Origin of the sequence: Klebsiella sp. GB_Kp056 (assembly GCF_040064755.1) — a bacterium.
GTDB classification, from domain to species: Bacteria; Pseudomonadota; Gammaproteobacteria; order Enterobacterales; family Enterobacteriaceae; genus Klebsiella; species Klebsiella quasipneumoniae.
Genome location: NZ_JBEAJA010000021.1, coordinates 13,739 through 39,851, shown reverse-complemented (window position 1 = coordinate 39,851; position 26,113 = coordinate 13,739). Strand labels below are relative to the sequence as shown.

The window sequence follows — 26,113 nt, the reverse complement described above, 5'->3', positions numbered from 1 at the left end:
GCGGTGGAAGCCGCCATCGCCCGCGCCAAAGCGCGCAAAGCCGAACAGCAGGCCGCCCAGGCGGAAATCGCGTCAACCGCAGCCAATGACGACCCACGCAAAGCGGCCGTCGCCGCGGCGATCGCCCGCGTTCAGGCGCGCAAAGCAACACAGCAGGCAGTTAACGAGGAATAAATGGTTTTCAGAATCGCAAGCTCCCCCTATACCCATAACCAGCGGCAGACTTCGCGCATTATGCTGCTGGTGCTGCTCGCCGCCGTGCCTGGCATTGTGGTCCAGACATGGTTTTTCGGCTGGGGCACCGTCCTGCAGATTGTCCTCGCCGCTCTGACGGCCTGGGCAATGGAAGCCGCTATTCTCAAACTGCGCAAACAGCCTGTTGCGTCCACCCTGAGGGATAACTCCGCCCTGCTCACTGGCCTGCTGCTGGCGGTGAGTATTCCGCCGCTGGCCCCCTGGTGGATGGTGGTGCTCGGCACCGCCTTTGCCATAGTGATCGCCAAGCAGTTGTACGGTGGACTCGGCCATAACCCCTTCAACCCGGCGATGATCGGCTACGTCGTGCTGCTGATTTCCTTCCCGGTGCAGATGACCTCCTGGCTGCCTTCATACGAGATTGCCGCCCATATCCCGGCGTTCAGCGATACGCTGCAGATGATCTTTACCGGTCATACCGCCGCCGGAGGCGACATGGTCAGCCTGCGGCTGGGTATCGACGGCATCAGCCAGGCAACCCCGCTGGATACCTTCAAAACCTCCCTGCATGCCGGACATAGCGTCCAGCAGGTACTGCAGTTGCCGGTTTACGGCGGCGTTCTGGCGGGCCTGGGCTGGCAGTGGGTGAATATCGCCTGGCTGGCGGGCGGACTGTTTCTGCTGCGGCAGAAAGCGATCCGCTGGCATATCCCGGTCAGCTTCCTCGTCAGCCTTGGCCTGTGCGCGACCCTCGGCTGGATCTTCTCGCCGCAGAGTCTGGCCTCGCCGCAGATGCATTTGCTCTCCGGAGCCACCATGCTTGGCGCCTTCTTTATTCTGACCGACCCGGTGACGGCTTCGACAACCAACCGCGGCCGTCTGATCTTTGGCGCCCTCGCCGGCCTGTTGGTGTGGCTTATTCGTAGCTTCGGCGGTTACCCGGACGGCGTGGCGTTTGCCGTTCTGCTGGCGAATATTACCGTGCCGCTGATCGATTACTACACGCGCCCGCGCGCGTATGGCCACCGTTGAGAGAGCGAAGATGTTAAAAACCATGCGAAAACACGGCGTCACGCTGGCGCTGTTTGCCGCCGGCTCCACCGGGCTAACGGCGGCGATCAATGAGTTGACCAAAAGCACCATCGACCAGCAGGCGGCCCAGCAGCAGAAAGCGTTATTCGACCAGGTTTTACCTGCCGACCGCTATAATAACGATCTGCTCAAGAGCTGCTATCTGGTCAGCGCCCCGGCGCTGGGCAAAGGCCAGCATAAAGTGTGGATTGCCAAAAATAACGACCAGCCGATCGGCGCGGTCATGGAAGCCACCGCGCCGGATGGCTATTCCGGAGCGATCCAGCTGCTGGTGGCCGCCGATTTTAGCGGCACGATCCTCGGCACCCGCGTGACCGAGCATCATGAAACCCCGGGTCTGGGGGATAAAATCGAGCTGCGCCTGTCGGACTGGATCACCCATTTTACCGGGAAAGTCATCCACGGCCAGGGCGACAGCCACTGGGCGGTCAAAAAAGACGGCGGCGATTTTGACCAGTTCACCGGCGCCACCATCACCCCCCGGGCGGTGGTCAATGCCGTTAAGCGCGCAGGCCTGTATGCACAAACGCTGCCTGCGCAACTTCCTGAATTCAGCGCCTGTGGAGAGTAACCATGAGCGAAGTTAAAGACGTCATCGTCCAGGGTCTGTGGAAAAACAACTCCGCTCTGGTTCAGCTGTTAGGGATGTGTCCCCTGCTGGCGGTCACCTCAACCGCCACCAACGCCCTTGGGCTGGGTCTGGCGACGACCCTGGTGTTGACCCTGACCAACCTGACCATCTCCAGCCTGCGCCGCTGGACCCCGGCGGAGATTCGGATCCCGATCTACGTGATGATTATCGCCTCGGTGGTGAGCGTGGTGCAGATGCTGATCAACGCCTATGCGTTCGGTCTGTATCAGTCGCTGGGGATTTTCATCCCGCTTATCGTCACCAACTGCATCGTGGTGGGCCGCGCCGAAGCCTTTGCCGCCAAAAAAGGACCGGCGCTGTCGGCGCTGGACGGCTTCTCTATCGGTATGGGGGCCACCTGCGCGATGTTCGTGCTGGGCTCCCTGCGCGAAATCCTCGGCAATGGCACGCTGTTTGACGGCGCCGACAGCCTGCTTGGCAGTTGGGCAAAGGTCCTGCGCATCGAGGTTTTCCATACAGACACTCCTTTCCTGCTGGCTATGCTGCCGCCAGGCGCCTTTATTGGCCTCGGCATGATGCTGGCGGTAAAATACCTTATCGATGAACGTAGCAAGCAGCGGAAGGCGCAGGCGGCCCGGGCCGACTCTGTCGCACCGTCTGACGCGACAGGGAAAGCGTAATATGAACAAAGCCAAACGCCTGGCGATCCTTACCAGGCTACGGGACAACGATCCCCACCCCACCACCGAGCTGCACTTCAGCTCGCCGTTTGAGCTGCTGATTGCCGTCCTGCTCTCGGCGCAGGCGACCGACGTGAGCGTCAATAAAGCAACAGCCAAACTCTACCCGGTGGCCAATACGCCTGCGGCGATGCTGGCGCTGGGGGTGGAGGGCGTGAAATCCTATATCAAAACCATCGGCCTGTTTAACAGCAAAGCGGAAAACGTCATCAAAACCTGCCGGATCCTGCTGGAGCAGCACAACGGCGAGGTACCGGAGGACAGAGCGGCCCTGGAGGCATTGCCCGGCGTGGGCCGCAAAACCGCCAACGTGGTGCTAAATACCGCCTTTGGCTGGCCGACGATCGCCGTGGACACCCATATCTTCCGCGTTTGCAACCGGACGCAATTCGCCCCAGGGAAAAACGTCGAACAGGTGGAAGAGAAGCTGCTGAAGGTGGTTCCCGCCGAGTTTAAGGTCGACTGCCATCACTGGCTTATTCTGCACGGCCGTTACACCTGTATCGCTCGCAAGCCGCGCTGTGGCTCCTGCCTGATTGAAGACCTTTGCGAATTCAAAGACAAAGTTTACGCCTGATCGTCTTACTCACAACCATAGCCTAACTTTAGGTTATGGTCCGCATTTAGCTATTTAACCCGCCGTTAACACCACATAAACCGCATTTTCATGGGCTATTATCCGGTTATATAACAAACAACCAGCTCATTCATTTTTTAGCGGCGCAAAATTTCTATGCATTTGTGATCCAGATCATGCTCGCAACTCGATGTTGAAATAATGTTATTAAAATGGAAATAAAAGTCAGGCAATACAACGGCTGATCAAAGATCACCAGGATAATAAGCCATGAATTTTTAGGATAATGGACCATATCACTACTTTATTGCGCAATCAGTAGAATATATCGCCTTTACGGGAAAAATGGGCGAATCAAAAAGATAAAAATAGCAGCGATAACGTAACGGTGAAATTTAACTCTGGATAACATTCATATGACCGGAGCATTATACCGCCCTGATTATGTGTAACAGATTATTACAAAGGCCTTGCCTGATGCGCCAGGATAGTGAACATTACCTGCCGTTTTCCCTCCAAGAATAACTATAAAGGCGGCGGTCCAACGAGATTGCGCCCCGAACACCCCCCAGTAAATATGGGATGTAAAAAAAGAGGTATATGTGTCTACTGCAAACAATAAACCAGCAGAAAGCGTGAGTCTGAACGCTTTCAAACAACCACGCGCGTTCTATCTCATTTTCTCGATCGAGTTGTGGGAGCGTTTTGGTTACTACGGCCTGCAAGGGATCATGGCCGTTTACCTGGTAAAACAGCTGGGTATGTCGGAAGCGGATTCCATTACTCTGTTCTCCTCCTTTAGCGCGCTGGTTTATGGCCTGGTCGCCATTGGCGGCTGGCTGGGCGATAAAGTGCTGGGTACCAAACGCGTCATTATGCTGGGCGCTATCGTGCTGGCCATCGGCTATGCGCTGGTCGCCTGGTCCGGTCATGACGCCGCTATCGTCTATATGGGTATGGCGACTATCGCCGTCGGTAACGGCCTGTTTAAAGCCAACCCGTCTTCCCTGCTTTCTACCTGCTATGACAAAAACGATCCGCGTCTGGACGGTGCATTTACCATGTACTACATGTCCATCAACATCGGTTCGTTCTTCTCGATGCTGGCAACTCCGTGGCTGGCCGCGCGTTTCGGCTGGAGCGTCGCCTTCGCCCTGAGCGTGGTGGGGATGGTGATCACCATCATTAACTTCGCCTTCTGCCAGAAATGGGTGAAACAGTACGGTTCGAAACCGGACTTTGCCCCGGTGCATATGGGTAAACTGCTGGCGACCATCGCTGGCGTGGTGGTGCTGGTCGCTATCGCTACCTGGCTGCTGCACAACCAGGGTATCGCACGCATGGCGCTGGGCGTCATCGCGCTGGGTATCGTGGTGATTTTCGCCAAAGAGGCGATGGGCCTGAAAGGCGCCGCGCGTCGCAAAATGATCGTCGCCTTCCTGCTGATGGTAGAAGCGATCGTCTTCTTCGTACTGTACAGCCAGATGCCGACCTCTCTGAACTTCTTTGCTATCCGCAACGTGGAGCACTCGATCCTCGGCCTCGCCTTCGAGCCGGAACAGTATCAGGCGCTGAACCCGTTCTGGATCATGATTGGTAGCCCTATTCTGGCCGCCATCTATAACAAGATGGGCGACCGCCTGCCGATGCCGCACAAGTTCGCTATCGGTATGGTGCTGTGCTCCGGCGCGTTCCTCGTCCTGCCTTTAGGGGCGAAGTTCGCCAGCGACGCCGGTATCGTCTCGGTTAACTGGCTGATTCTGAGCTACGCGCTGCAGTCTATCGGTGAGCTGATGATTTCCGGCCTCGGCCTGGCGATGGTCGCTCAGCTGGTTCCCCAGCGTCTGATGGGCTTCATTATGGGCAGCTGGTTCCTCACCACCGCCGGTGCGGCAATCATCGCCGGGAAAATCGCCAACCTGATGGCGGTACCGGAAAACGTCACCGATCCGCTGGTGTCGCTGGAAGTGTATGGCCACGTGTTCCTGCAGATCGGTATCGTCACCGCGGTCATCGCCGCCCTGATGCTGCTGACCGCGCCGAAGCTGAACCGAATGACTCAGGACGACAGCGCGGACGTAAAAGCACGCGAAACCGCGGCAGCCTGACGCCGCAGGGAAAACCAATTATTTTTAAGCCGCTAACGTTAGGTTAGCGGCTTTTTTTTTACCCCTGGCGGGACTAACATACAGAAAACTGCAGCCACGAGGAGTAACGCATGAAACTATTCTACAAACCCGGCGCCTGTTCCCTCGCCTCACACATCGCTCTGCGCGAAAGCGGCCTGGATTTCACTTTGCAGAGCGTGGATCTGGCAAGGAAACAGCTGGAAAACGGGGAAGATTATCTGCTGATCAACCCGAAAGGTCAGGTGCCGGCGCTGCTGCTGGATGATGACATCCTGCTTACTGAGGGCGTGGCTATTATGCAGTACATCGCCGATCAGGTGCCGGACCGCCATCTTCTGGCGCCCGTGGGCTCCGTTGCCCGTTACCAGACCCTGGAATGGTTGAACTACGTCGCTACCGAACTGCATAAAGGCTTTACGCCGCTGTTCCGCCCGGACACCCCGGAGGACTATAAGCCCGTTGCGCGCGCGTTGCTCGAGAAAAAACTGCAGTACGTGGATGCCTCGCTGGCGGATAAACAGTGGCTCACCGGCCATCGCTTCACTATCGCCGATGGTTATCTGTTCACGGTGCTGCGCTGGGGCTATGCGATTAAACTGGATATGGCCGCCTGTAGTCATATCGGCAGCTGGATGGCGCAGGTGGCGGCGCGTCCGGCAGTGGCTGACGCACTGGCAGCGGAAGGCTTAAAGTAAGACCAGAGACTGCCCGGCGCTCTGCCGGGCAGAGTCGGAAAGTTACAGTCGGGTGGCGCTGAAGCAGTGCTCCGGCACAGCAATACGATCCTGCGCCGCCACCACCTGCAGTTCATACTCCTGCATGTTTTTGGTGGTCAACATGATCTCGTACACTGCGGCGGTGACGTGCTCAAGCGCGTCGCGCAGGCTGGCGCCCTGCAGCAGTTTCACCAGCAGCAGACCGCTGGTCACATCGCCAACGCCCACCGGCTGACGCAGGCCAAAATCCACCAGCGGCCGGCTGATATGCCAGGCTTCATCTGCGGTCACCAGCAGCATCTCAAAACGGTCCATGCTCATGCCGGCGCGGGAAAGATGCTTAACCAGCACCACCTCCGGCCCCTGGGCAATCAGCTCCCGCGCGGCGGCCACCGCCTCGCTCACGCTGGCGACCGGATGACCGCAGAGGATCTCCAGCTCCACCAGATTAGGCGCAATGATATCGCTGGCCGGCAGTGCATAGCGCACGTGGAACTCCGCCACGCCCGGGGCGACGATGCAGCCCTTCTCCGGATGGCCCATCACCGGGTCACAAAAATACTTCGCCGGCGGATTGGCCGCTTTTACCTGACGCACGATGCCCAGGATATGCTCGCCCTGTTCAGCAGAGCCGAGATAGCCGCTCAGTACCGCATCACAGGTCTGCAGCTTATCGATAGCGGCGATGCCCTGGACGATCTCCGTCAGGTGCGAAGGCGGCATCACACAGCCGGTCCATTTGCCGTACTGCGTGTGGTTAGAGAACTGTACGGTATTGAGGGGCCAGACATTGGCGCCCAGGCGGCGCATCGGGAACTCGGCGGCACTGTTGCCGGCGTGGCCAAACACAACGTGAGACTGAATGGCGAGGATGTTCTTCATTTTCTTACCACAACCCTAAAAAGAAAAAGGGCGTGGTTTCCCACGCCCTGGTAGTATTTTTTTATTTCCAGCAGACCAGGCAGTAATTCTTCTTACCGCGGCGCAGCAAGGTGTAGCGGCCGAACAGGCGATCGCTGTCGGCAAAAACATATTCCGGATCGGCCTGTTTTTCACCGTTGATGGTCACTGCGTTAGAGGCGACGGTTTTACGCGCCTGACCGCGGGACGGCTGCAGCTCGGAATCCACCAGCGCCTGCAGCAGATCGGCGCCCTTTTCCATCTCAATCATCGGCACGCCGTCCTGAGCAAGCTGTTCGAAGTCAGCTTCGCTCAGGTCGCTCAGGTTGCCGTTGAACAGGCTCTCGGTAATGCGTTTCGCCGCTTCCAGACCCTCTTCGCCGTGCACCAGACGCGTCACCTGCTCTGCCAGCACGTACTGGGCGCGCGGCGCTTTACCGCTGTTTTTATCTTCTTCTTCCAGGGCATTGATCTCTGCGATGTCCATAAAGGTGAAGAACTTGAGGAAGCGATAGACGTCAGCATCCGCGGTGTTGATCCAGAACTGATAGAATTTATACGGACTGGTCTTTTTCGGATCCAGCCACACGGCGCCGCCCTCGGTTTTGCCGAATTTGGTACCATCCGCTTTGGTAATCAGCGGCACGGTGAGGCCAAACACCTGGTTCTGGTGCAGACGACGCGTCAGATCGATACCGGAGGTAATGTTGCCCCACTGGTCGGAACCGCCAATCTGCAGCGCCACGCCGTGCAGCTTGTTCAGGCAGGCGAAGTCGTACCCCTGCAGCAGATTGTAAGAAAACTCAGTAAAGGAGATGCCCTGATCGTCACGATTCAGGCGCTGCTTCACCGCTTCTTTGTTGATCATCTGGTTAACAGAGAAGTGTTTACCAATATCGCGCAGGAAGGTCAGCACGTTCATGCTGCCAAACCAGTCATAGTTGTTCGCCGCGATCGCCGAGTTGTCGCCGCAGTCAAAATCAAGGAACGGGGCTACCTGTTTGCGGATTTTATCCACCCACTCCTGCACGGTATCCTCGGTATTAAGCTTACGCTCAGCGGCTTTAAAGCTTGGGTCGCCAATCAGACCGGTAGCGCCGCCCACCAGCGCCACAGGTTTATGACCTGCCTGCTGGAAGCGTTTCAGGCATAACAATGGAACAAGATGCCCCAAATGCAAGCTGTCAGCGGTAGGATCGAAGCCGCAATAGAGCGCGATCGGGCCTTGCGCCAGTCGCTCTGCTAACGCTTCCTCGTCCGTCACCTGGGCTACCAGCCCCCGCTCTTGCAATTGTTTAATCAAGTTACTGCTTGCCATCAAATTCTCCATGTATAAACGACTGCACCTCTGCCGGTACACGACTTTTCGCCAGATGCGAAAAGTACATAGAATAAAGCGCCGGCCCTTTCAGCGCCAGCGCTTCGATAACTAATTTCGGCAATTACGGTGCCAGGCGGTCGATTTTCCAGGCGCCGTTATCGCGCTGGTATAAAAAGCGATCGTGCAGGCGATGTTCGCCCCCCTGCCAGAACTCCATCTGCTCGATGCTGACGCGGAATCCGCCCCAGAAACTCGGCAGCGGCACTTCACCCTGCTGGAATTTCTGCTTCAGCTCGAGGAATTTGCTCTCCAGGATACCGCGGGCAGAGATCCGGCTCGACTGTTGCGAGACCCAGGCGCCGATCTGGCTGTCACGCGGGCGGCTGTGGAAATATTTGACCACCTCCAGCGTCGACAGGCGTTCCGCTTTACCGATCACCATCACCTGGCGCTCCAGCATATGCCACGGAAACAGCAGGCTGACCTGCGGGTTATTTTCAATCTGATGGGCTTTGCGGCTGCCGAGGTTGGTATAAAACACCAGCCCTTTTTCGTCGTAATGCTTAAGCAGCACAATGCGCTGATAGGGTTGGCCGCGCTCATCGACGGTGGCAACCACCATGGCCGTTGGGTCGGCGAGTTTCGCGTCGCAGGCCTGACGCAGCCAGCGCTCAAACAGCGGCAGAGGTTCAGCAGGAAGATCGTGGCGACGCAAACCGCCACGGGTGTATTCACGGCGCAAGTGCGCGATTTGCTGGAGTTCGTCGTTATCAGACATGGCCATTGAGGATATAGTCAAAAGGTGGCGTTATTGTGCGCCCCCCGGACAGAAATCTCAACGTTTGGCGGTCTGCAGCTGGCAGTTATCGAGGACGATGCGGTCGCGCTTATAGACGGTGGCGGTATCGCCTTTCGACCAGAAGACATAGACGCCGTCGGTGTAGCGCGCGCCGGAAGCCGACAGCCCCTCTGACAGATTCAACTGCTGATTGTCATAGATAAAACTAACCTGCTGGCGTTGGTTATTGCGATGGACCGTCAACGGTTTCTGGTCGCATTGATACTCCAGCGTGTCCGTCTGCATCCGCTCGACAAACTGGTTGTAGTAGCTACAGCCCGCCAGCATAAAAGGTACAACTGCGATAAGAATTTTTTTCATTCGTTTGCCTTCGACTTTCCCGGTCACGGAGGGCACTCCGCCCTCCGCTTAACTTGTCCAGTTTACCGGTCGCGTCGTCTTTAAGATTTCAGTTAACTCTGATTCTGCGGCGGGTTAGCAGGGAAAATGGCGCCCAGCACCGTGGCTTCGCTGGCGCCGGTCACGGAGGGCAGATTACCCGGCAGGCCGGCGATCGTGCGCCAGGCCAGCCAGGCAAAGGCCAGCGCTTCCATATCATCGCCGCTGATCCCCGCCTCATCGGTGGTGGAGACTTCGGTTCCCGGCAGCAGGGCCGCCAGGCGCGCCATTAACAATGGGTTACGCGCGCCGCCGCCGCACACTAACAAACGCTCGCAGCCGCCGCTTAACAATACCTGCTCACTGATGGTCACGGCGGTTAATTCTGCGAGCGTTGCCTGCACATCCTGCCCGCGCAGCCCCGGATAACGAGCCAGATGCTGCTCCAGCCAGCCGTAATTGAAATATTCCCGACCGGTGCTTTTCGGCGCCGGCAGGGCAAACCATGGATCGCTCAGCATATCCTGCAGCAGCGGCAGGAGCACTTTGCCTTCGCTGGCCCATTGGGCGTCCTTATCGTACGGTTTGCCCTGCTGGCGCCAGATCCAGGCGTCCAGCAACATATTTCCCGGTCCGGTATCATAGCCCCGCACCGACTGGCCCGGCACCAGCAGCGATACATTAGCGATCCCGCCGATATTGAGCACCATCCGCCGCTCAACGGGGTGCGCCAGCAGCGCATGATGGAATGCCGGCACCAGCGGCGCCCCTTGCCCGCCAAGCGCCATATCCCGGCGACGAAAATCCCCCACCACGGTGACGCCGGTGTGGGCGGCGATCTGGTTGTTATCGCCAATTTGCATCGTATGCGGCGCGTCGCCCTGGGGTTCATGCCATACGGTCTGTCCATGGCAGCCGATGGCAATAACGTCGGTGGGTTTGAGCTTTTCCTGTCGCATCAGCGCCAGCACGGCATCGGCAAACAGCCGCCCCAGTCGGGTGTCCAGACGACCTAGCTGTGAAAGGGTCAATGACTGGCCCTGGCAAATCGCCAGAATCTCTTCTTTTATCGCGTGTGGGATGGGCCAGGTGAGACTGGCCTGCTGCGCCACCATGTTTTCATTGATGGCAGCCAAAACGACATCGATACCATCAAGGCTGGTACCAGACATAACGCCAATAAAGCGACCCGATCTCATACGTTGTTCCTTCATTCCATGACCCTTGTATGTCCTTCACTCCACCATAAAGTGTCCGCTAATGCTATGTTGTAATAATACTTTTTAACAATAGAGCGACAATTCAGAGAACATCGTAAAGAACCGGCGTTTAGTTAAGGTTGAAGCACTATTAATTATTATTTTTTGTATAGTCCGGAGAGAAGCTATGCCCGCCGACGACTAAATGCCATATAATTAACCGCATGGACGTTCAATTGAACACCTTCGGTGAACAGGAGATTCATAAATGATTTTACGTGTTTTGGCTGTATCGATGATTGGTTTCACGCTCGCAGGCTGCGTGAGCAGCAGCGGCCTGTCCGGCGATGTGTATTCCGCATCTGAAGCCAAACAGGTGCAGAGCGTGACATACGGTACCATCGTGCATACCCGCGCCGTACAGATCCAGAGCGGCGACGACAGCAATGCCATCGGGGCGATTGGCGGTGCGGTGCTGGGTGGGTTCCTCGGGAACACCATCGGCGGCGGTACCGGACGCTCTCTGGCCACAGCGGCAGGTGCGGTCGCGGGCGGCGTAGCCGGTCAGGGCGTGCAGGGTGCGATGAATAAAACCCAGGGCGTGGAACTGGAAATCCGTAAGGATGACGGCAATACCATTATGGTGGTGCAGAAACAGGGCAGCACCCCGTTCTCCGTGGGTCAGCGCGTGGCGATTGCCGGCAGCGGCAGCCAGGTCACCGTCTCTCCTCGATAATCCCTCTGACGATGCGGCCAGTTATGCCGCATCGTATTTTTCCTCTGCATTTATTACACCCTAATAGCTGCGCATTAGCATTCAGACATCTTAATTTTTGAATTGCATTAATCATTGCGCCTGCGCAATATTTTATCAGTCATCCCCGACTACTCTTCTGCACATTACTCTTTTTATGTCGACGCAATATCGTTGCCCTTGCTTTTCCCTGTGGAATATTGTCTATGCCCAAACACATGAATAATATCGTTAAACGTCTTATCGTTTATATTTGTATTTGTTTACTGGCCGGGGTCGGCATGACCGGGTTGACGGACTTTTTTCACACCAGATTTAACAGCACTTCATCTACACTATTTCCTCTGCTGACCAGTTTTCTGATGGTGTTTCATATCACTATTGCCTGTTTTATGGGCATGAAATACTGGAGCAGCAAGCGTCGCCTGTATCTGACCCCTGTCGCTTTCGGCTTTGCCTGTTCGGCGTTGCTGATGCTGGGCACGCTCAGCAGCTATCCGGACTGGCTCAGCTGCAATCCCTCGCCGGTGGTGAAACAAAATGACGCCGTCATATATTATTTCTTTCGCAATATAATGATGGCTATCTTATTCATGTCATCAATTATTTTGTATTACTTCCGCCGGCGCATCATGCATTCCTGGAAAGCCCATGTAATGACTTTCGCGGCATGTATTGTTCTTGTATTAACCATTATTTATTTATCATGGCTGTACTCCAGCCACTCGCCGAAGCTGAGCATCAATTTTATCGACGACCTGAATCATACTTTCACCCCGCTGTGGCAAAGTATTATCAGCTGGCTGCTGATAGCAGTCTGGTTTATCACGCTAATATTAATAATTTGCTTGAGCAAACTGCGCAATATTTTCTGGTATAGCGGCGCTTTTTTTTGTAGCGCATATTTGTTCACCCTCTTCCGGCTGCTCTCTACCGTTGGGGAACTCGATCAGGCCTGGTATCAGGCGCGTTTTTTTGAAACGCTGTGCACCCTGTTCCTGATCCTGGTGCTGCTGGTCGACGTCTTTATCCTCTATCGGGAGTCTAACCACAAGTATGTCAACTCCTACCAGAATTCGATCCGCGACCCGCTGACCCGCCTCTATAACCGCAGCTTCTTCTATGACACCCTAAACCAGCAGCTGGCGAAGGTGAAGGCCCAGCATCCGCTGTCGGTGATTATCAGCGACCTCGACCATTTCAAACGCATCAACGATAACTACGGCCACATCGCCGGCGACAAGGTGATCCAATTTGCCGCCTCGGTGCTGGACAGCCATTCGCGCAAGGATGATGTCGCCGCCCGCATCGGCGGTGAGGAGTTTGCCCTGCTGCTGGTCAACACCTCAGAGAACGAGGCGCAGGCGATCGCCGAGCGCATCCGTCTGGCGGTCAGCGCCGAGCAGACCGCTCTGCCAGAGCGGATGACCATCAGCATGGGGGTGTATACCACCCATGACAGAAGTGTGACGGCGGAGGAGTGCGTCCAGCGTGCGGACGAAGCCATGTATGAAGCAAAAAACAGCGGACGTAACCGGGTGGTGATCTGGCGACGCCAGGGCGGGTAAAAAAAGGCCCGGGATAGCCCGGGCCGCAAAAGGATTAATCTTTTGCCTGGAGATCGAGGATATTTTGTTCAAGTTTACGAATTAAGTGGAGCAACGTCTCCACTTCCTGCTTCGAGACCCCCGAGAGGATTTCATCGCGGGTCTTGCCTATCACCTCTTCCATCTCATTGATCAGCGGTTCGGCTTTTTCAGTCAACTTGATGCGTTTGGCCCGCCGATCGCTTGCGCAGGTCTGGCGAGAAATAAGCCCTTTCTCCTCCAGCTGATCGAGCGTACGCACCAGCGACGGTTGTTCAATACCGATGGCTTTCGCCAGCTGGATCTGCGACTGCTCAGGCGGCAGCTGGTGGATGTTATGCAGCGTGACCCAGTGGGTCTGCGTTAACTCCAGAGGTTTCAGGCGATGGTCGATTAGCGCGCGCCAGACGCGAACTAAACGTGCCAGATCAGAACCAAGTGGCGATTCCAATTTCATCTCCTTATAATTAGCTTGCTAAGTTATTATACTGATTTTAGAATAGTGTGCAGCATTTGAATAATCAAAACAAATGAATTACTTGATTCAACAAAAACCAAAACAATGATTTACACTGTTAAAGAGTAGCACGTCCTGAGGTTATCCCTGTTATGGCAAAGGATTTTTGCTTGTGAAACTGAGTCTTAATTCATCCGGATTGCCGCTGCAGGACCTGATGTTCGGCGCATCCGTCTATTTCCCTCCGTTGTTCAAAGCCGTCTTGCTGGGCTTCTTTATCTGGCTGTTTTTACATCGCCAGCTGCGTGACTGGATGTATGCGGGCGACATCTGGCATCCCCTGCTGATGGATCTCTCCCTGTTCGCGCTCGCGGTCTGTCTGGCCCTGCTGTTATTGATTGCCTGGTGATCTACCTGCTATGAAAAAATTAAAATATTTGTCAACGCTGTTGGTGGCGGCCATCGCACTGGTTGCCGCGTGGTTGTTATGGAATTTCTACACTCAGTCCCCCTGGACCCGCGACGGGAAAGTGCGCGCCGAGCAGGTCGGGATCACCCCTCAGGTCTCCGGCAGTATTCTGCAGCTTAACGTGGCCGATAACCAGCGAGTAAAGGCCGGTGAAGTCTTGTTTACCATCGACGACACCCCCTACCGCATTGCGGTGCTGAACGCCCAGGCGCAGCTGGCGAAAGCGCAAGCTGAGGTGGCGAAAGCGCAGGCGGAGCAAAGCAAAGCCGCCAGCGAAGCCCGCCGTCGCAGAAACCTGTCGCAGAATGCCATCTCGGCTGAAGACCTTGAAAACGCCAATACCGCCCTGAATACCGCCACCACCACCCTGGCGGCCGCCAGAGCGGGAGTCGGTGTCACCGAGGCGGCGCTAAAGCATGCGCAGTGGCAGCTCAGCCAGACGGTAGTCAAAGCGCCGGTGGACGGCTGGGTGACTAACCTCTCCACCCGGGTCGGCGATTACGCCACCACCGGCCATCCGGTCTTTGCCCTGGTGGACAGCCATTCGTTCTATGTGCTGGGCTACTTTGAAGAGACCAAACTGCGCCATATTCGCATCGGCGATCCGGCGCAAATCATTCTCTACAGCAATCAGCAGACGCTGCAGGGGCATGTCGCCAGCATCGGTCGCGCGATTGTCGACCAGAGCGTGGAACAGGGAACCGGGCTGGTGGCCAATATCAAACCGAATATCCCCTGGGTCCGCCTCGCCCAGCGCGTCCCGGTGCGGATTGCCTTTGATAGCTTGCCGGCCGATGTCACTCTGGTCTCCGGCACCACCTGCACCGTCTCGATCGGCGGACAGTGATGAATCTGCAGACCCTGTCATGGCGCTCGCTGCCCTGGGTTAAAGCCACCCGACCGCAGTGGCGATACGCGCTGCGTAACGGCATCGCCATGTGTCTTGCGCTGAGCATCGCCTACGCTCTGGATCTGGATGAGCCCTACTGGGCGATGACCTCCGCGGCGGTGGTCAGCTTTCCCACCGTCGGCGGGGTGATCAGTAAAAGTTTCGGCCGCATTGCCGGCAGCCTGCTCGGCGCCTGCGCCGCCCTGCTGATGGCGGGCCATACGCTCAACGATCCCTGGCTGTTCCTGTTCAGTATCTCCGGCTGGCTGGCGCTCTGCACCTGGGCCTGCGCCCTGTTCACCAACAACGTGGCCTACGCCTTTCAGCTGGCGGGCTATACCTGCGCCATCATCGCCTTTCCGGTGATTAATATCAGCGACAGCTACGAGCTATGGGTGATTGCCCAGTCGCGCGTCTGCGAAGTCATCGTCGGGATCCTGTGCGGCGGGTTGATGATGATGATCCTGCCCAGCACCTCCGATGGCAGCAACCTGCTGACGGCGCTGAAAACCATGCACGCCCGCCTGCTGGAGCACGCCAGTCTGCTGTGGGTACCGGAAACGACGGATGCTATCCGCACCGCCCATGAAAGCGTAATTGGCCAGATCCTGACCATGAACCTGCTGCGCATCCAGGCCTTCTGGAGCCACTACCGCTTCCGTCGGCAGAATCCCCTGCTGAACTACCTGCTGCACCAACAGCTCCGAATGACCAGCGTCATTTCCAGCCTGCGGCGTATGCTGCTGAACTGGCCTGACGCCCCGGCCAATACCCGCCAGGTGCTGGAGTCGTTGCTTGCGGAGCTCGCCACCGCCCATGCTGACAGCTATCACGTCGCCCGCATTCTGGCGCCGCTGGCGCCGCCGCCGGGCGCGGATTACCGCCACCTCGCCTTCTGGGCGCGGTTACGCTATTTCTGCCGCATTTATCTGGAAAGCAGCCGCTGGATCCGCCGGGTTGAAAATGCCTCAGCGATCGCCGAGTTCAATGTTCCTTCCGCACCCGCGCTGACCCGCCACACGGACCAGGCGGAAGCCCTGCTCAACGGCATTCGTACCTTTTGCGCCCTGGTGGCGATAGGCGCGTGGGGGATCAGTACCCAGTGGACCAGCTGCGCGGCGGCCCTGACCCTGGCCTCCATCTGCTGCGTACTCTACTCGGTGTCGGCCTCGCCGTTTCGCTCGCTAACCCTGCTGATGCAGACCCTGGTCCTGCTGTCGCTGTTCAGTTTTGTGGTGAAATTTGGCCTGATGGTGCAGATCACCGACCTGTGGCAGTTCCTGCTGTTTCTGTTCCCGTTGCTGACCACCATGCAGTTACTCAAGCTGCAGTGGCCAAAATTTGCCGGCCTGTGGGGGCAGCTTATCGTCTTTATGGGCTCGTTTATCTCCGTCACCAACCCACCGGTGTACGACTATGCGGCCTTTTTCAATGACAATTTAAGCAAGATTGTCGGAGTGGGCTTTGCGTGGCTGGCTTTTGCGGTGCTCAGTCCCGGCTCGGACGCCCGCAAAGGGCGACGGCACATCAGAGCGTTACGGCGTCACTTTGTCGATCAGCTCAGCCGCCGCCCCCAGCACAGCGAGCACGAATTTGAATCGCTGGTATATCACCACGTCAGCCAGCTCAGTCAGAGCCAGGATGCGCTGGCGCGCCGCTGGCTACTGCGCTGGGGAGTGGTCTTGCTGAACTGCTCCCACGTGGTCTGGCAGCTTCGCGAGTGGGAAACCCGCTCCGATCCGCTCGCCCAGGTGCGCGATCTGTGTATCAACCTGCTGCGCGATGTCATGAGCGAGCGCGGCGTGCAGCAGCGGCCGCTGGCCACCACGCTGCAGGAGCTGCTGCGGATCTGCGAGGTTCTGAACCGCCATCATCAGCCGGCGGCCCGGGAGCTGGCCGCCGCGATCTGGCGACTGTATTGCGCGCTATCGCAGCTGGAACAGGCTCCGGTCGCCGGAACGATTGGCGAAAAGATTACTTAATCACCCCGCAGGCAAACCGTTCGCCGCCGCCGCCCAGCGGCTGCGGACTGTCGGCCATATTATCGCCGCCGACATGAACCATCAGCGCTTTGCCTTTCACTTCCGCCAGCGTTTTCAGACGCGGAGCGATTATCGGCTGGTCAGCCACGCCCGCGTCGTTGACCACCAGCAGGGGCAAATCGCCAAGATGTCCGGTGCCCAGCGGCCCTTCATGTTTACCGGTATGTTGCGGATCGTAATGTCCGCCCGCCGCTCCGGCGGCCACGGCTTTGCCCTCTTTCATCGCCGGCTGGCAGCTGCCTTCAGCATGGATATGAAAGCCGTGCTTGCCCGGCGGCAACGCTCGCAGATCGGGAGCAAATTCGAGTCCGCGGTCGGTTTCGGTGATTTTTACACTGCCGATGGATTGACCAACGCCCTGGCTGGTCACGAGATTAAGTTGCACATCTTCACTGACGGCCTGCGCGCCAGCGCAAAATGCGAGGGAAAGGATAGCGAGAATACATCGTTGCATAACACCTCCGGATGGCTGTCTCCCTGTTAAGTGTATACCAGGAACAGGTTTCCAGAGGCGAAATGCCGGTTATGGCACGTCGTAACCGAGCGCGGCTTTGCGGATACGGAACCACTGCTGGCGGGTCATACTCAGCTTTTCAGCCACAATCGCCGAGCGCACGCGCTCAATTTTGCCCGAGCCGATAATCGGCAGCGGTTGCGATGGCAGGCGCAGCACCCAGGCATAAACCACCTGCTCGATGCTGTCGGCGTTAAGCTCGTGGGCCACCTGGGCCAGCTCGTCGCGCAGCGGCTGAAAGCCCTCTTCATTAAACAGGCGGCCGCCGCCGAGGCAGGACCAGGCCATCGGGCGAATACGCAGCTGCTGCAGCTGATCGAGGGTACCGTCGAGCAGCAACGGTTGATGCACCGGCGAGATCTCCACCTGGTTGGTAGCAAGCGTAAACGGCAGGCGCGACTGCAGAAGGGTGAACTGGGCAGGGGTAAAGTTCGAGACGCCGAAATGACGTACTTTGCCGCTGTGATGCAGCGCGAGGAAGGCTTCAGCCACCTCGTCGGCGTCCATCAGCGGATCCGGCCGGTGGATCAGCAGCAGATCGAGATGGTCCGTCGCCAGATTACGCAGCGATTGCTCAGCGCTGAGCACGATGTGGTCCCGGTCGGTAATGTAGTGACCGATGGTGTTTTCAGCGCGCGCCCGGGTGGCAATGCCGCATTTGCTGACAATTTCCATTCGGCTACGCAGATGCGGCGCCAGCTTCAGGGCTTCACCAAAGGCGGATTCGCACTGGTAATCGCCATAGATATCGGCGTGATCGACGGTGGTAATACCTAAATCGAGATGCTGTTCGATAAAGCCGACCAGCTCGCCTGGCGACATTTTCCAGTCCATCAGACGCCAGTAGCCCATCACAAAACGCGAAAATTCCGGCCCCTGGGGAGCCATAGCAATACGCTGAACCATAACCGCTTCCTCAATAAAAAAGTGCTCTGAGTATACGTAATTTTTGGCTTAAAACAGTGAGGGTTGCTGCGGTTCTTCCGCCGCCTCTGGCCTGTTTGCGCGGATTTTGCGCAGCAGGCGTTGACGGCACAGACGCAATACCTCCTGTTTCTGCGCATCGCTCATCGTTTGCCAGTTAAAACGTTCCTCACGGCTACGGAAACAGCCGCGACAGTAGCCGCGCTCATCGGTCTGACAAATTCCCCGGCACGGGCTCTGCACCGGGAAAAACTCTAACTGCTCTGCCACCACACGCCTCCTGTCCCCTCATCTCCTTTCATTGAAGACGTTTCCCCGCGCTGACGCAAATTTTGTTCACTACGTGCTGCGCCAGCTAACATTTTTGCGCCGGGTCTTGCATTAGACCAATCGGTCTACTACAGTGTGCCCCATGAACAGACACAGCGATTGTGATACCCGAGAACATATTCTGGCCACCGGCGAGCGGCTTTGCATGCATCGCGGCTTTACCGGTATGGGCTTGAGCGAACTCCTGAAGACGGCGGAAGTGCCCAAGGGCTCTTTCTATCATTACTTTCGCTCTAAAGAAGCCTTCGGCGTCGCCTTGCTGGAAAACCATTTCGCCGGATATCTGCAGCGCCTGGTCGAGCACTTCGCCCATGGCGACGGCAACTATCGCGATCGGCTGCTGGCCTACTATCAGCACACGCTGAATCAGTTTTACCAGCAGGGAATTATTAGCGGGTGTCTTACCGTCAAGCTGTCGGCAGAGGTCTGCGATCTGTCGGAAGACATGCGCACCGCCATGAACCACGGCGCCAGCCAGATCATCGCCCTGCTGGGCGACGCGCTGGAGAAAGGACGCCAGGAAGGCAGTCTGACATTTGAAGGCGAGGCCATGACCCTGTCGCAGGTACTTTATTCCCTGTGGCTCGGCGCCAACCTGCAGGCCAAAATAACGCGTAGCGCAACGCCGCTGGAGAGCGCCCTTGCCCACGCGAAACAGATTATTGCGGCGCCTGCTGTTTAACAGGCGTTTTTATTTCATCAGTTCCTAGACGACCGGTCTACTCAGGAGTCATTATGTCGGAATCAAAATTATTCACCCCGTTGAAAGTCGGTGCCGTCACCGTCCCTAATCGCGTATTTATGGCTCCACTGACGCGTCTGCGCAGCATCGAGCCGGGCGATATCCCTACCCCGCTGATGGGCGAATATTACCGTCAGCGCGCCAGCTCCGGGCTGATCATCAGCGAAGCGACGCAGATTTCCGCCCAGGCCAAAGGCTATGCCGGCGCGCCAGGACTGCACAGCCCGGAGCAGATTGCCGCCTGGCAGAAAATCACCGCCGGCGTTCACGCGGAAAACGGCCATATCGCCGTGCAGCTGTGGCATACCGGGCGAATTTCCCATAGCAGCCTGCAGCCCGGCGGCGCCGCCCCGGTAGCGCCGTCTGCGCTGAGCGCCGGCACCCGCACCTCGCTGCGCGACGAAAACGGCCACGCCATCCGCGCCGACACCTCGATGCCTCGCGCTCTGGAAACCGAAGAGATCCCGGGGATCGTCGATGATTTCCGTCAGGCGGTGGGCAATGCCCGTGACGCCGGTTTCGATCTGGTTGAACTGCACTCGGCTCACGGCTATCTGCTGCACCAGTTCCTCTCGCCATCGGCGAACCAGCGTACCGACCAGTATGGCGGCAGCGTGGAAAACCGCGCCCGTCTGGTGCTGGAAGTGGTTGACGCCGTGAGCAAAGAGTGGAGCGCCGACCGGATTGGCATCCGCGTGTCGCCGATTGGCAGCTTCCAGAATGTAGATAATGGCCCGAACGAAGAAGAAGACGCGCTGTATCTGATTAGCGAGCTGGCGAAACGCGGTATCGCCTATCTGCACATGTCCGAGCCGGACTGGGCGGGCGGCAAGCCGTACAGCGAAGCCTTCCGTCAGAAAGTTCGCGACCGCTTCCCGGGCGTGATCATTGGCGCTGGCGCCTACACCGTTGAAAAAGCCAACGACCTGATCAGCAAAGGGCTGATTGATGCCGTGGCCTTTGGCCGCGATTACATCGCCAACCCGGATCTGGTGGCCCGCCTGCAGAAAAAAGCGGCGCTCAACCCGCAGCGCCCGGAGTCCTTCTACGGCGGCGGCGCGGAAGGCTACACCGATTATCCTACGCTGTAATCCCTCCATTGATAGCGGCGACGTATCGCCGCTATACTCAAGGCTCTGATCTATCAAATAAACTGCATAGGGGACATTATGCGCTTACTCCACACCATGCTGCGCGTTGGCGACCTGCAACGTTCTATCGACTTCTATACCAATGTGTTGGGCATGAAGCTGCTGCGCACCAGCGAAAACCCGGAGTACAAATACTCCCTCGCCTTCGTCGGCTACGGCGAAGAGAGCGATACCGCGGTGATCGAACTGACCTACAACTGGGGCGTGGACAGCTATGAGCTGGGCACCGCCTACGGTCACATCGCGCTGAGCGTCGATAACGCCGCCGAAGCCTGCGAGCGGATCCGCCAGAACGGGGGCAACGTTACCCGCGAAGCCGGGCCGGTAAAAGGCGGCAGCACCGTTATCGCCTTCGTGGAAGATCCTGACGGTTACAAAATCGAGCTGATTGAAGAGAAAGACGCCGGCAAAGGGCTGGGCAACTAACCCCCCGACCATAGCGACTTCATTATCCTCGTTCGCCCGGGCGCTGCGGCGCCCGTTGTTTTCACCCCTGCCTGCTGCAAGCCGTGGCAAAATTTGCCATAATGCGCGCTACTTTTTTCCAGCTAAGAGAATCTGATGTCCGAGAACGCTCAACTGAATGGTCTGTGCGACCGTTTCCGCGGTTTTTATCCAGTGGTGATTGATGTTGAAACCGCAGGATTTAATGCCAAAACCGACGCCCTGCTGGAGATCGCCGCCATTACGTTGAAGATGGATGAGCAAGGCTGGCTGATGCCCGATGAAACGCTGCATTTCCATGTTGAACCTTTCGAGGGCGCCAATCTTCAGCCCGAAGCGCTGGCCTTTAACGGGATTAACCCGCACGATCCAGAGCGCGGCGCCGTTAGCGAATACGATGCCCTGCATGCCATCTTCAAAATGGTACGCAAAGGGATGAAAGAGAGCGACTGCAGTCGGGCTATCATGGTGGCGCACAACGCCACATTTGACCACAGCTTCACCATGACCGCCGCCGAACGGGCGGGGCTAAAACGCAACCCGTTCCATCCGTTTGTCACCTTTGACACCGCCGCGCTGAGCGGGCTGGCGCTGGGCCAGACGGTGTTGTCGAAAGCCTGTATTGCCGCGGGTATGCCGTTCGACGGCGCGCAGGCCCACTCCGCCCTCTACGATACCGAGCAGACGGCACAGCTGTTTTGCGAGATAGTGAACCGCTGGAAGCGTCTGGGCGGCTGGCCGCTGCCGGTGGCGACGCCGGAGTGATAAAAAAAGCGACTTCCAGGAAGTCGCTTTTTTACTGACCGCGGGAATTATTCCGCTTTCGGCTCGTCAGTGTGGTATTTCGCCGCTGTCTCTTTGATCAGCTGCTGCAGTTCACCGCGCTGGTACATCTCGATGACGATATCGCAGCCGCCCACCAGTTCACCGTCCACCCACAGCTGCGGGAAGGTCGGCCAGTTGGCATATTTTGGCAGCTCGGCGCGGATATCCGGGTTCTGCAGGATATCAACGTAAGCAAAACGTTCGCCGCAGGCGGACAGCGCCTGAACGGCCTGAGCGGAGAAACCACAGCTTGGCAGCTTCGGCGAACCTTTCATGTACAGCAGGATCGGGTTTTCAGCGATTTGGCGTTGGATCTTTTCTAAAGTCGAGCTCATTGTCGTGCTTCCTTAAACTTCTTTCTACGGCAGTAACTTGTCATTGTAGCGTCCCGAGGGCAGGACCGATAATAACATTTTTTTCACTATTCATATTTTATCTTCTGTTGCGCGAAGTTGCCTTAAAAATATCATTTTGCCGTCGCGGGCAGGCGCGCGTTGCGCATTTTCTGTGCGAGGCGGTCAATGTCTGACGCGTTTTCTTGCAATCGTTAACCAATCGACATTTTTGATACAAAAGAATATTAACTTTCCGGGTTTTTATGCTTTAGAATCGTTCCGGTTTGTCATTCATCGTCAGGCATTTGTACATGTCTGTAATTAATCAGGGGATTGCTCAGTGGCGCGGCTAAACAAAATCGCGATATCGCTCTGTGCATTACTGTTCACATCTATCTCATTCACGCCACTGGCTCAGGCTTCAGGGCATACGCACGCCTCCGCCTCGCCAAAGGCGTTGCCCGCGAAAAGCGGCTCAGAGCGCAAGAAAAAAGCAACCAGTCAAAAAAGTAAAACCACCGCTAAAACCACCAGTAAAAAATCCTCGAGCACCCGGCTCCCTACCCGCTCTACCGCAGCAAGCCAAACCGCGCTTCATCGTCAGGCCGCCGGCGCCACGAAAACATGCGTGCTGCGTAAAGGGTATAAAAAGCAGTGCGCAAAAACGGTGGCCGCCAGCGCCGAGCCGGCCCTGGCGCTGAACAGCGTCAAAAGCAAATGCGTGGTGCGTAAGGGCTATAAAAAACGCTGTAAACCCGAGGCCAGCGAAGCCAATCTGACGATCGCCGACGCGCATAAAGTCCGGGTGCAAAAAGCGCAGAGTACCGCCATGAACAAACTGATGGGCCAGCTGGGTAAACCGTATCGCTGGGGCGGCACCTCGCCGCGCACCGGGTTCGACTGCAGCGGGCTGGTCTATTACGCCTACAAAGACCTGGTCAAGATTCATATCCCGCGTACCGCCAATGAAATGTACCACCTGCGCGATGCGCGTCCGGTCGATCGTGACGAACTGCAGAGCGGCGACCTGGTCTTCTTCCGCACCCGCGGACGCGGCACTGCCGACCACGTTGGCGTTTACGTCGGCAACGGGAAATTCATTCAGTCCCCGCGCACGGGGCGCGATATTCAAATCACCTCCCTGAGCGAAGATTACTGGGTACGTCATTACGTCGGCGCCCGTCGCGTCATGACCCCGAAAACCATTCGTTGATCCCGGTCTGCCGCTACGGCGGCAGCCCTCTTCACCTGCGCGTTCTCCGCCCCCACCGTCAGGGGAAACTGCATATTCGCCTCTGTGACCGGCGCTTCCCGACGATAGCGGGTGGGCGACATGCCAAAGTGACGGTGAAAGGTGCGGCAGAACGCCGCCTGCCCGTCGTACCCCAGACGTTGGGAAATACTCTGCATGGAGGCCTCGGTCTGCGTTAAGTAGATTGTCGCGATGGTCATCTTCCGGCGGCTGACGTAGCTCGCCAGCGTGCAGCCGGTCACCATGGCGAATTGCCGCTGGAAATACCAGTGCGAGTAGCCGGACTTTTTCGCTATCGCGCTTACCGGCAGGGTGTCAAAAATATGTGCTTCGATCCAGTCAACGATCCCCTGCACGACCGGGATCATTTTCGGGCTTACCACTTCATCTGTTTTTGCCATCGTAGCCATCCTGTGGAAATTACTGCCGGCGGCTATATTTGTCATACAAATATCAAAATAGACAATGAATTATTGGCATAGCGGCGATTGCCTGAAAGCATAGCGTCATTAATTATTTGATTTAAAATGCTTATTTTCACTCAGCCGTTTGCGCTGCGGGGTCTTAAGATGGCCTGCTGAGAAATTAACCATCGCGGTGAGAGGCTGGAGACCCAGCCTCCTTTTACTTATACATTTTTGCAACATCTGCGGGCGTCTTAACGCGCCGCTCCGCAGAAAACGGTTAAGCCTTCGGCAGTTGCGCCGGCGATAATAGCCTTTATCGTTGTAAGGCTTTTCACTGCCTGCGGCAAATGTTAACATTCTCAATACAATAACAGGCCCGGGACGCGACAGCGTCGGGCGGTCAGAACGCGATTCAGGTGAAAACCTCATCTTGTCAATGTGAGATAAAACAAAAAAGTTATAAGGAGAGTAGCAATGTCGTTTGAATTACCTGCATTACCATATGCAAAAGACGCCCTGGCGCCGCACATTTCCGCAGAAACCCTGGAGTACCACTACGGTAAACACCACCAGGCGTATGTCACTAACCTCAACAACCTGATCAAAGGCACCGCGTTCGAAGGTCAATCGCTCGAAGAGATCGTGCGCACCTCTGAAGGCGGCGTTTTCAACAACGCGGCGCAGGTCTGGAACCACACCTTCTACTGGAACTGCCTGGCGCCGAACGCCGGCGGCGAACCGGAAGGCGAGCTGGCGGCCGCGATTGCCAAATCCTTCGGCAGCTTCGCAGAGTTTAGGGCCAAATTTACCGACGCCGCGGCGAAAAACTTTGGCGCTGGCTGGACCTGGCTGGTTAAAAATGCCGACGGCAGCCTGGCTATCGTCTCCACCAGCAACGCGGGTACCCCGCTGACCACCGACGCGAAGCCGCTGCTGACCGTTGACGTCTGGGAACATGCTTACTACATCGACTACCGCAACGCCCGTCCAAGCTATCTGGACCACTTCTGGGCGCTGGTTAACTGGAAGTTTGTTGCCGCTAACCTGGCCGCATAAACGACAAACCGCAGCAGAGTGACCCCTGCTGCGGTTTTTTTTACCCCTTCCCCACCGTTTATGACTGGCTGGCAAAGGCCTCCTCCGGCTGCGCTCGTCCGCTAAACCAGACCAGCAGCAGCGCCAGACCGGCAATAATCGCGCCCATCACCGGCACAAACGCATATCCCAGTCCGCCGGAGATCACCGCCCCGCCGGCGGCGGCGCCCAGCGCGTTGCCCAGGTTGAACGCCCCGATATTCACCGAAGAAGAGAGACCCGGCGCCTCATGCGCCACGCGCATCACTCGCATCTGCAGCGGCGGCACTACCGCAAAGGTGGCTGCGCCCCAGACGATCATACTGATGGCCGCACCCGCCTGGGATTGCGCCAGCAGCGGTATCGCCAGCATGATCGCCATCAGCAGCAGCAGAAAGCCTTTCAGCGTGCGGGAGACCGACCGGTCGGCGAATTTGCCGCCCAGATAGTTGCCCAGCGAAAAACCAACTCCAATCAGCACCAGCATCGCGGTGATAAACAGCGATGAAGCATGGGTCAGCGTATTCAGTACCGGCGAAATGTAGGTATACAGCGTAAACATCGCCCCGGCGCCCAGCACGGTGGTCAGTAAGGCAGAAAGCACCTGCGGCCGTAACAGGACCGAAAGCTCTTGTTTGACATCCGGCCGCTCGCCCGCGCTGCCCTTCGGCAGGGAGAACCACAGGCTCACCATCGCCAGCAGGCCTAACCCCGCGGTAGCGAGGAAGGACATCCGCCAGCCGATGGTTTCTCCAAGCCAGGTCGCGGCAGGCACGCCGCCGATATTAGCGATGGTGAGGCCCATAAACATGGTGGCCACCGCGCTGGCCTGCTTGTGCTTGGGCACCACGCTGGCCGCCACCACCGACCCCAGGCCAAAAAAGGCGCCGTGGTTGAGGCTGGTAATAATGCGCGACAGCAGCAGCGTGGTGTAATCCGGCGCAATGGATGACAGCAGGTTGCCGACGGTGAAGATCCCCATCAGAAAAATCAGCGCATTGCGTCGGGCGCGATGGGACAGCAGCAGGGTCATCAGCGGCGCGCCGACCATGACGCCGATGGCATACGCACTGATCAGCATTCCCGCTACCGGTATCGAGACGTCCACGCCCTTGGCAATCACCGGCAGCAATCCCATCGGGGAGAACTCGGTAGTCCCAATGCCAAAGGCGCCGATCGCCAGCGCGAGTAAAGGAAAGTTGATTTTCATTCAATGACTCCATCAGACCGTCAGGGAGGACGGCGTAACATCAGAAGCCAAAAGCATGACATCAATCACA

The 26,113-nt window shown here is 57.3% G+C and carries 29 protein-coding genes; 17 read left to right on the top strand and 12 right to left on the bottom strand.

The annotated features are described in order from the left end of the window. Nucleotides 1-174 precede the first annotated feature (174 nt). From rsxD to gstA, 6 genes are all read left to right on the top strand, one after another. Nucleotides 175-1,227, top strand: a complete 1,053-nt coding sequence (rsxD, locus tag ABLV52_RS00880) for an electron transport complex subunit RsxD (protein WP_348889884.1) — start codon at nt 175-177, stop codon at nt 1,225-1,227. 10 nt (nt 1,228-1,237) lie between these two features. Then, nucleotides 1,238-1,858 carry an electron transport complex subunit RsxG gene (rsxG, locus tag ABLV52_RS00875; RefSeq protein WP_023289924.1) on the top strand — a complete coding sequence of 207 codons (621 nt, stop codon included), beginning with the start codon at nt 1,238-1,240 and terminating at the stop codon, nt 1,856-1,858. 2 nt (nt 1,859-1,860) lie between these two features. After that, the gene (locus ABLV52_RS00870) at nt 1,861-2,559 is read left to right on the top strand and encodes an electron transport complex subunit E (RefSeq protein WP_023289925.1); all 699 of its coding nucleotides are present in this window, start codon (nt 1,861-1,863) and stop codon (nt 2,557-2,559) included. A 1-nt stretch (nt 2,560) separates the two neighbouring features. Then, a complete protein-coding gene (nth, locus tag ABLV52_RS00865) occupies nt 2,561-3,196 on the top strand; it encodes an endonuclease III (RefSeq protein ID WP_023289926.1) in 636 nt (211 codons plus the stop codon). Nucleotides 3,197-3,798: 602 nt separating this feature from the next. Continuing rightward, nucleotides 3,799-5,304, top strand: coding sequence for a dipeptide/tripeptide permease DtpA (gene dtpA / locus ABLV52_RS00860; protein WP_023289927.1), 1,506 nt, complete (start codon nt 3,799-3,801; stop codon nt 5,302-5,304). A gap of 110 nt (nt 5,305-5,414) precedes the next feature. Next, nucleotides 5,415-6,020 carry a glutathione transferase GstA gene (gene gstA / locus ABLV52_RS00855; RefSeq protein ID WP_032453112.1) on the top strand — a complete coding sequence of 202 codons (606 nt, stop codon included), beginning with the start codon at nt 5,415-5,417 and terminating at the stop codon, nt 6,018-6,020. Between the two features lie 42 nt (nt 6,021-6,062). Here the strand turns inward: gstA and pdxY are convergent, their stop codons facing one another. From pdxY to anmK, 5 genes are all read right to left on the bottom strand, one after another. Beyond that, nucleotides 6,063-6,923 carry a pyridoxal kinase PdxY gene (gene pdxY, locus ABLV52_RS00850; RefSeq protein ID WP_348889883.1) on the bottom strand — a complete coding sequence of 287 codons (861 nt, stop codon included), beginning with the start codon at nt 6,921-6,923 and terminating at the stop codon, nt 6,063-6,065. A 61-nt stretch (nt 6,924-6,984) separates the two neighbouring features. Further along, nucleotides 6,985-8,259 carry a tyrosine--tRNA ligase gene (gene tyrS, locus ABLV52_RS00845; protein WP_004175868.1) on the bottom strand — a complete coding sequence of 425 codons (1,275 nt, stop codon included), beginning with the start codon at nt 8,257-8,259 and terminating at the stop codon, nt 6,985-6,987. A 124-nt stretch (nt 8,260-8,383) separates the two neighbouring features. Beyond that, the gene (pdxH, locus tag ABLV52_RS00840; protein ID WP_032428866.1) at nt 8,384-9,040 is read right to left on the bottom strand and encodes a pyridoxamine 5'-phosphate oxidase; all 657 of its coding nucleotides are present in this window, start codon (nt 9,038-9,040) and stop codon (nt 8,384-8,386) included. Nucleotides 9,041-9,097: 57 nt separating this feature from the next. Continuing rightward, on the bottom strand, nt 9,098-9,421 hold the full coding sequence (mliC, locus tag ABLV52_RS00835) for a C-type lysozyme inhibitor (RefSeq protein WP_032428867.1): 324 nt from the start codon (nt 9,419-9,421) through the stop codon (nt 9,098-9,100). Nucleotides 9,422-9,513: 92 nt separating this feature from the next. Further along, nucleotides 9,514-10,638, bottom strand: coding sequence for an anhydro-N-acetylmuramic acid kinase (anmK, locus tag ABLV52_RS00830; protein WP_348889882.1), 1,125 nt, complete (start codon nt 10,636-10,638; stop codon nt 9,514-9,516). Between the two features lie 268 nt (nt 10,639-10,906). On the opposite strand from anmK, the gene slyB reads away from it, so the two are divergent. Both slyB and ABLV52_RS00820 read left to right on the top strand, forming a co-directional pair. Next, nucleotides 10,907-11,374 carry an outer membrane lipoprotein SlyB gene (gene slyB, locus ABLV52_RS00825; protein WP_002907749.1) on the top strand — a complete coding sequence of 156 codons (468 nt, stop codon included), beginning with the start codon at nt 10,907-10,909 and terminating at the stop codon, nt 11,372-11,374. 224 nt (nt 11,375-11,598) lie between these two features. Further along, on the top strand, nt 11,599-12,960 hold the full coding sequence (locus ABLV52_RS00820) for a GGDEF domain-containing protein (RefSeq protein WP_348889881.1): 1,362 nt from the start codon (nt 11,599-11,601) through the stop codon (nt 12,958-12,960). Nucleotides 12,961-12,994: 34 nt separating this feature from the next. Here the strand turns inward: ABLV52_RS00820 and slyA are convergent, their stop codons facing one another. After that, nucleotides 12,995-13,435 carry a transcriptional regulator SlyA gene (gene slyA, locus ABLV52_RS00815; RefSeq protein ID WP_004143833.1) on the bottom strand — a complete coding sequence of 147 codons (441 nt, stop codon included), beginning with the start codon at nt 13,433-13,435 and terminating at the stop codon, nt 12,995-12,997. A 172-nt stretch (nt 13,436-13,607) separates the two neighbouring features. Here slyA and ABLV52_RS00810 point away from each other — a divergent pair, with 172 nt between their 5' ends. The 3 genes from ABLV52_RS00810 to ABLV52_RS00800 are packed head-to-tail and all read left to right on the top strand — an operon-like array spanning nt 13,608 to nt 16,775. Next, a complete protein-coding gene (locus tag ABLV52_RS00810) occupies nt 13,608-13,844 on the top strand; it encodes a DUF1656 domain-containing protein (RefSeq protein ID WP_032453115.1) in 237 nt (78 codons plus the stop codon). Nucleotides 13,845-13,854: 10 nt separating this feature from the next. After that, on the top strand, nt 13,855-14,751 hold the full coding sequence (locus ABLV52_RS00805; protein WP_023289935.1) for an HlyD family secretion protein: 897 nt from the start codon (nt 13,855-13,857) through the stop codon (nt 14,749-14,751). Next, entirely contained in the window at nt 14,751-16,775 is a 2,025-nt protein-coding gene (locus tag ABLV52_RS00800; protein WP_348889880.1) for an FUSC family protein, read from the top strand. Before ABLV52_RS00805 ends, ABLV52_RS00800 begins: the two co-directional genes overlap by 1 nt. On the opposite strand, the gene sodC is transcribed toward ABLV52_RS00800, so the two are convergent. The 3 genes from sodC to ABLV52_RS00785 all read right to left on the bottom strand — a co-directional run bounded on the left by sodC (nt 16,768) and on the right by ABLV52_RS00785 (nt 18,546). Then, nucleotides 16,768-17,289 (bottom strand): superoxide dismutase [Cu-Zn] SodC, encoded by a 522-nt coding sequence (sodC, locus tag ABLV52_RS00795; RefSeq protein WP_023289937.1) that lies wholly within the window; start codon nt 17,287-17,289, stop codon nt 16,768-16,770. The genes ABLV52_RS00800 and sodC overlap by 8 nt on opposite strands. Nucleotides 17,290-17,358: 69 nt before the next feature. Further along, nucleotides 17,359-18,255 (bottom strand): aldo/keto reductase family oxidoreductase, encoded by an 897-nt coding sequence (locus ABLV52_RS00790; protein ID WP_023318436.1) that lies wholly within the window; start codon nt 18,253-18,255, stop codon nt 17,359-17,361. 48 nt (nt 18,256-18,303) lie between these two features. Further along, on the bottom strand, nt 18,304-18,546 hold the full coding sequence (locus ABLV52_RS00785; RefSeq protein WP_017901094.1) for a DUF1289 domain-containing protein: 243 nt from the start codon (nt 18,544-18,546) through the stop codon (nt 18,304-18,306). Between the two features lie 139 nt (nt 18,547-18,685). Between ABLV52_RS00785 and ABLV52_RS00780 the strand changes: the two genes are divergently transcribed. From ABLV52_RS00780 to rnt, 4 genes are all read left to right on the top strand, one after another. Continuing rightward, complete coding sequence (locus ABLV52_RS00780; RefSeq protein WP_065812559.1) at nt 18,686-19,285, top strand: TetR/AcrR family transcriptional regulator; 600 nt, start codon at nt 18,686-18,688, stop codon at nt 19,283-19,285. A 53-nt stretch (nt 19,286-19,338) separates the two neighbouring features. Then, nucleotides 19,339-20,436 (top strand): alkene reductase, encoded by a 1,098-nt coding sequence (locus tag ABLV52_RS00775; protein ID WP_044523573.1) that lies wholly within the window; start codon nt 19,339-19,341, stop codon nt 20,434-20,436. A 78-nt stretch (nt 20,437-20,514) separates the two neighbouring features. After that, the gene (gene gloA / locus ABLV52_RS00770; RefSeq protein WP_032453119.1) at nt 20,515-20,922 is read left to right on the top strand and encodes a lactoylglutathione lyase; all 408 of its coding nucleotides are present in this window, start codon (nt 20,515-20,517) and stop codon (nt 20,920-20,922) included. 135 nt (nt 20,923-21,057) lie between these two features. After that, the gene (gene rnt / locus ABLV52_RS00765; RefSeq protein WP_004202881.1) at nt 21,058-21,705 is read left to right on the top strand and encodes a ribonuclease T; all 648 of its coding nucleotides are present in this window, start codon (nt 21,058-21,060) and stop codon (nt 21,703-21,705) included. A gap of 47 nt (nt 21,706-21,752) precedes the next feature. On the opposite strand, the gene ABLV52_RS00760 is transcribed toward rnt, so the two are convergent. Beyond that, nucleotides 21,753-22,100, bottom strand: coding sequence for a Grx4 family monothiol glutaredoxin (locus tag ABLV52_RS00760; protein WP_002907768.1), 348 nt, complete (start codon nt 22,098-22,100; stop codon nt 21,753-21,755). A 340-nt stretch (nt 22,101-22,440) separates the two neighbouring features. On the opposite strand from ABLV52_RS00760, the gene ABLV52_RS00755 reads away from it, so the two are divergent. Then, complete coding sequence (locus tag ABLV52_RS00755) at nt 22,441-23,313, top strand: C40 family peptidase (protein WP_348889879.1); 873 nt, start codon at nt 22,441-22,443, stop codon at nt 23,311-23,313. Here the strand turns inward: ABLV52_RS00755 and ABLV52_RS00750 are convergent. Further along, the gene (locus tag ABLV52_RS00750; RefSeq protein ID WP_023289942.1) at nt 23,268-23,753 is read right to left on the bottom strand and encodes an AraC family transcriptional regulator; all 486 of its coding nucleotides are present in this window, start codon (nt 23,751-23,753) and stop codon (nt 23,268-23,270) included. The two genes, ABLV52_RS00755 and ABLV52_RS00750, sit on opposite strands and share 46 nt — an antisense overlap. Nucleotides 23,754-24,233: 480 nt before the next feature. Between ABLV52_RS00750 and sodB the strand changes: the two genes are divergently transcribed. Beyond that, a complete protein-coding gene (sodB, locus tag ABLV52_RS00745; protein ID WP_348889878.1) occupies nt 24,234-24,815 on the top strand; it encodes a superoxide dismutase [Fe] in 582 nt (193 codons plus the stop codon). 58 nt (nt 24,816-24,873) lie between these two features. Here the strand turns inward: sodB and ABLV52_RS00740 are convergent, their stop codons facing one another. Next, entirely contained in the window at nt 24,874-26,043 is a 1,170-nt protein-coding gene (locus tag ABLV52_RS00740) for an MFS transporter (RefSeq protein ID WP_032453121.1), read from the bottom strand. Nucleotides 26,044-26,113 lie beyond the last annotated feature (70 nt).

Coding starts and splice junctions, on each gene's coding strand:
- pdxH (WP_032428866.1), bottom strand. CDS start 9,040: ATGTCTGATAACGACGAACTCCAGCAAATCGCGCACTTGCGCCGTGAA.
- rsxD (WP_348889884.1), top strand. CDS start 175: ATGGTTTTCAGAATCGCAAGCTCCCCCTATACCCATAACCAGCGGCAG.
- rnt (WP_004202881.1), top strand. CDS start 21,058: ATGTCCGAGAACGCTCAACTGAATGGTCTGTGCGACCGTTTCCGCGGT.
- nth (WP_023289926.1), top strand. CDS start 2,561: ATGAACAAAGCCAAACGCCTGGCGATCCTTACCAGGCTACGGGACAAC.
- anmK (WP_348889882.1), bottom strand. CDS start 10,638: ATGAGATCGGGTCGCTTTATTGGCGTTATGTCTGGTACCAGCCTTGAT.
- ABLV52_RS00820 (WP_348889881.1), top strand. CDS start 11,599: ATGCCCAAACACATGAATAATATCGTTAAACGTCTTATCGTTTATATT.
- ABLV52_RS00800 (WP_348889880.1), top strand. CDS start 14,751: ATGAATCTGCAGACCCTGTCATGGCGCTCGCTGCCCTGGGTTAAAGCC.
- rsxG (WP_023289924.1), top strand. CDS start 1,238: ATGTTAAAAACCATGCGAAAACACGGCGTCACGCTGGCGCTGTTTGCC.
- ABLV52_RS00775 (WP_044523573.1), top strand. CDS start 19,339: ATGTCGGAATCAAAATTATTCACCCCGTTGAAAGTCGGTGCCGTCACC.
- ABLV52_RS00780 (WP_065812559.1), top strand. CDS start 18,686: ATGAACAGACACAGCGATTGTGATACCCGAGAACATATTCTGGCCACC.
- slyB (WP_002907749.1), top strand. CDS start 10,907: ATGATTTTACGTGTTTTGGCTGTATCGATGATTGGTTTCACGCTCGCA.
- gstA (WP_032453112.1), top strand. CDS start 5,415: ATGAAACTATTCTACAAACCCGGCGCCTGTTCCCTCGCCTCACACATC.
- ABLV52_RS00740 (WP_032453121.1), bottom strand. CDS start 26,043: ATGAAAATCAACTTTCCTTTACTCGCGCTGGCGATCGGCGCCTTTGGC.
- ABLV52_RS00790 (WP_023318436.1), bottom strand. CDS start 18,255: ATGGTTCAGCGTATTGCTATGGCTCCCCAGGGGCCGGAATTTTCGCGT.
- sodC (WP_023289937.1), bottom strand. CDS start 17,289: ATGCAACGATGTATTCTCGCTATCCTTTCCCTCGCATTTTGCGCTGGC.
- ABLV52_RS00805 (WP_023289935.1), top strand. CDS start 13,855: ATGAAAAAATTAAAATATTTGTCAACGCTGTTGGTGGCGGCCATCGCA.
- slyA (WP_004143833.1), bottom strand. CDS start 13,435: ATGAAATTGGAATCGCCACTTGGTTCTGATCTGGCACGTTTAGTTCGC.
- gloA (WP_032453119.1), top strand. CDS start 20,515: ATGCGCTTACTCCACACCATGCTGCGCGTTGGCGACCTGCAACGTTCT.
- ABLV52_RS00750 (WP_023289942.1), bottom strand. CDS start 23,753: ATGGCAAAAACAGATGAAGTGGTAAGCCCGAAAATGATCCCGGTCGTG.
- mliC (WP_032428867.1), bottom strand. CDS start 9,421: ATGAAAAAAATTCTTATCGCAGTTGTACCTTTTATGCTGGCGGGCTGT.
- ABLV52_RS00870 (WP_023289925.1), top strand. CDS start 1,861: ATGAGCGAAGTTAAAGACGTCATCGTCCAGGGTCTGTGGAAAAACAAC.
- pdxY (WP_348889883.1), bottom strand. CDS start 6,923: ATGAAGAACATCCTCGCCATTCAGTCTCACGTTGTGTTTGGCCACGCC.
- sodB (WP_348889878.1), top strand. CDS start 24,234: ATGTCGTTTGAATTACCTGCATTACCATATGCAAAAGACGCCCTGGCG.
- ABLV52_RS00760 (WP_002907768.1), bottom strand. CDS start 22,100: ATGAGCTCGACTTTAGAAAAGATCCAACGCCAAATCGCTGAAAACCCG.
- tyrS (WP_004175868.1), bottom strand. CDS start 8,259: ATGGCAAGCAGTAACTTGATTAAACAATTGCAAGAGCGGGGGCTGGTA.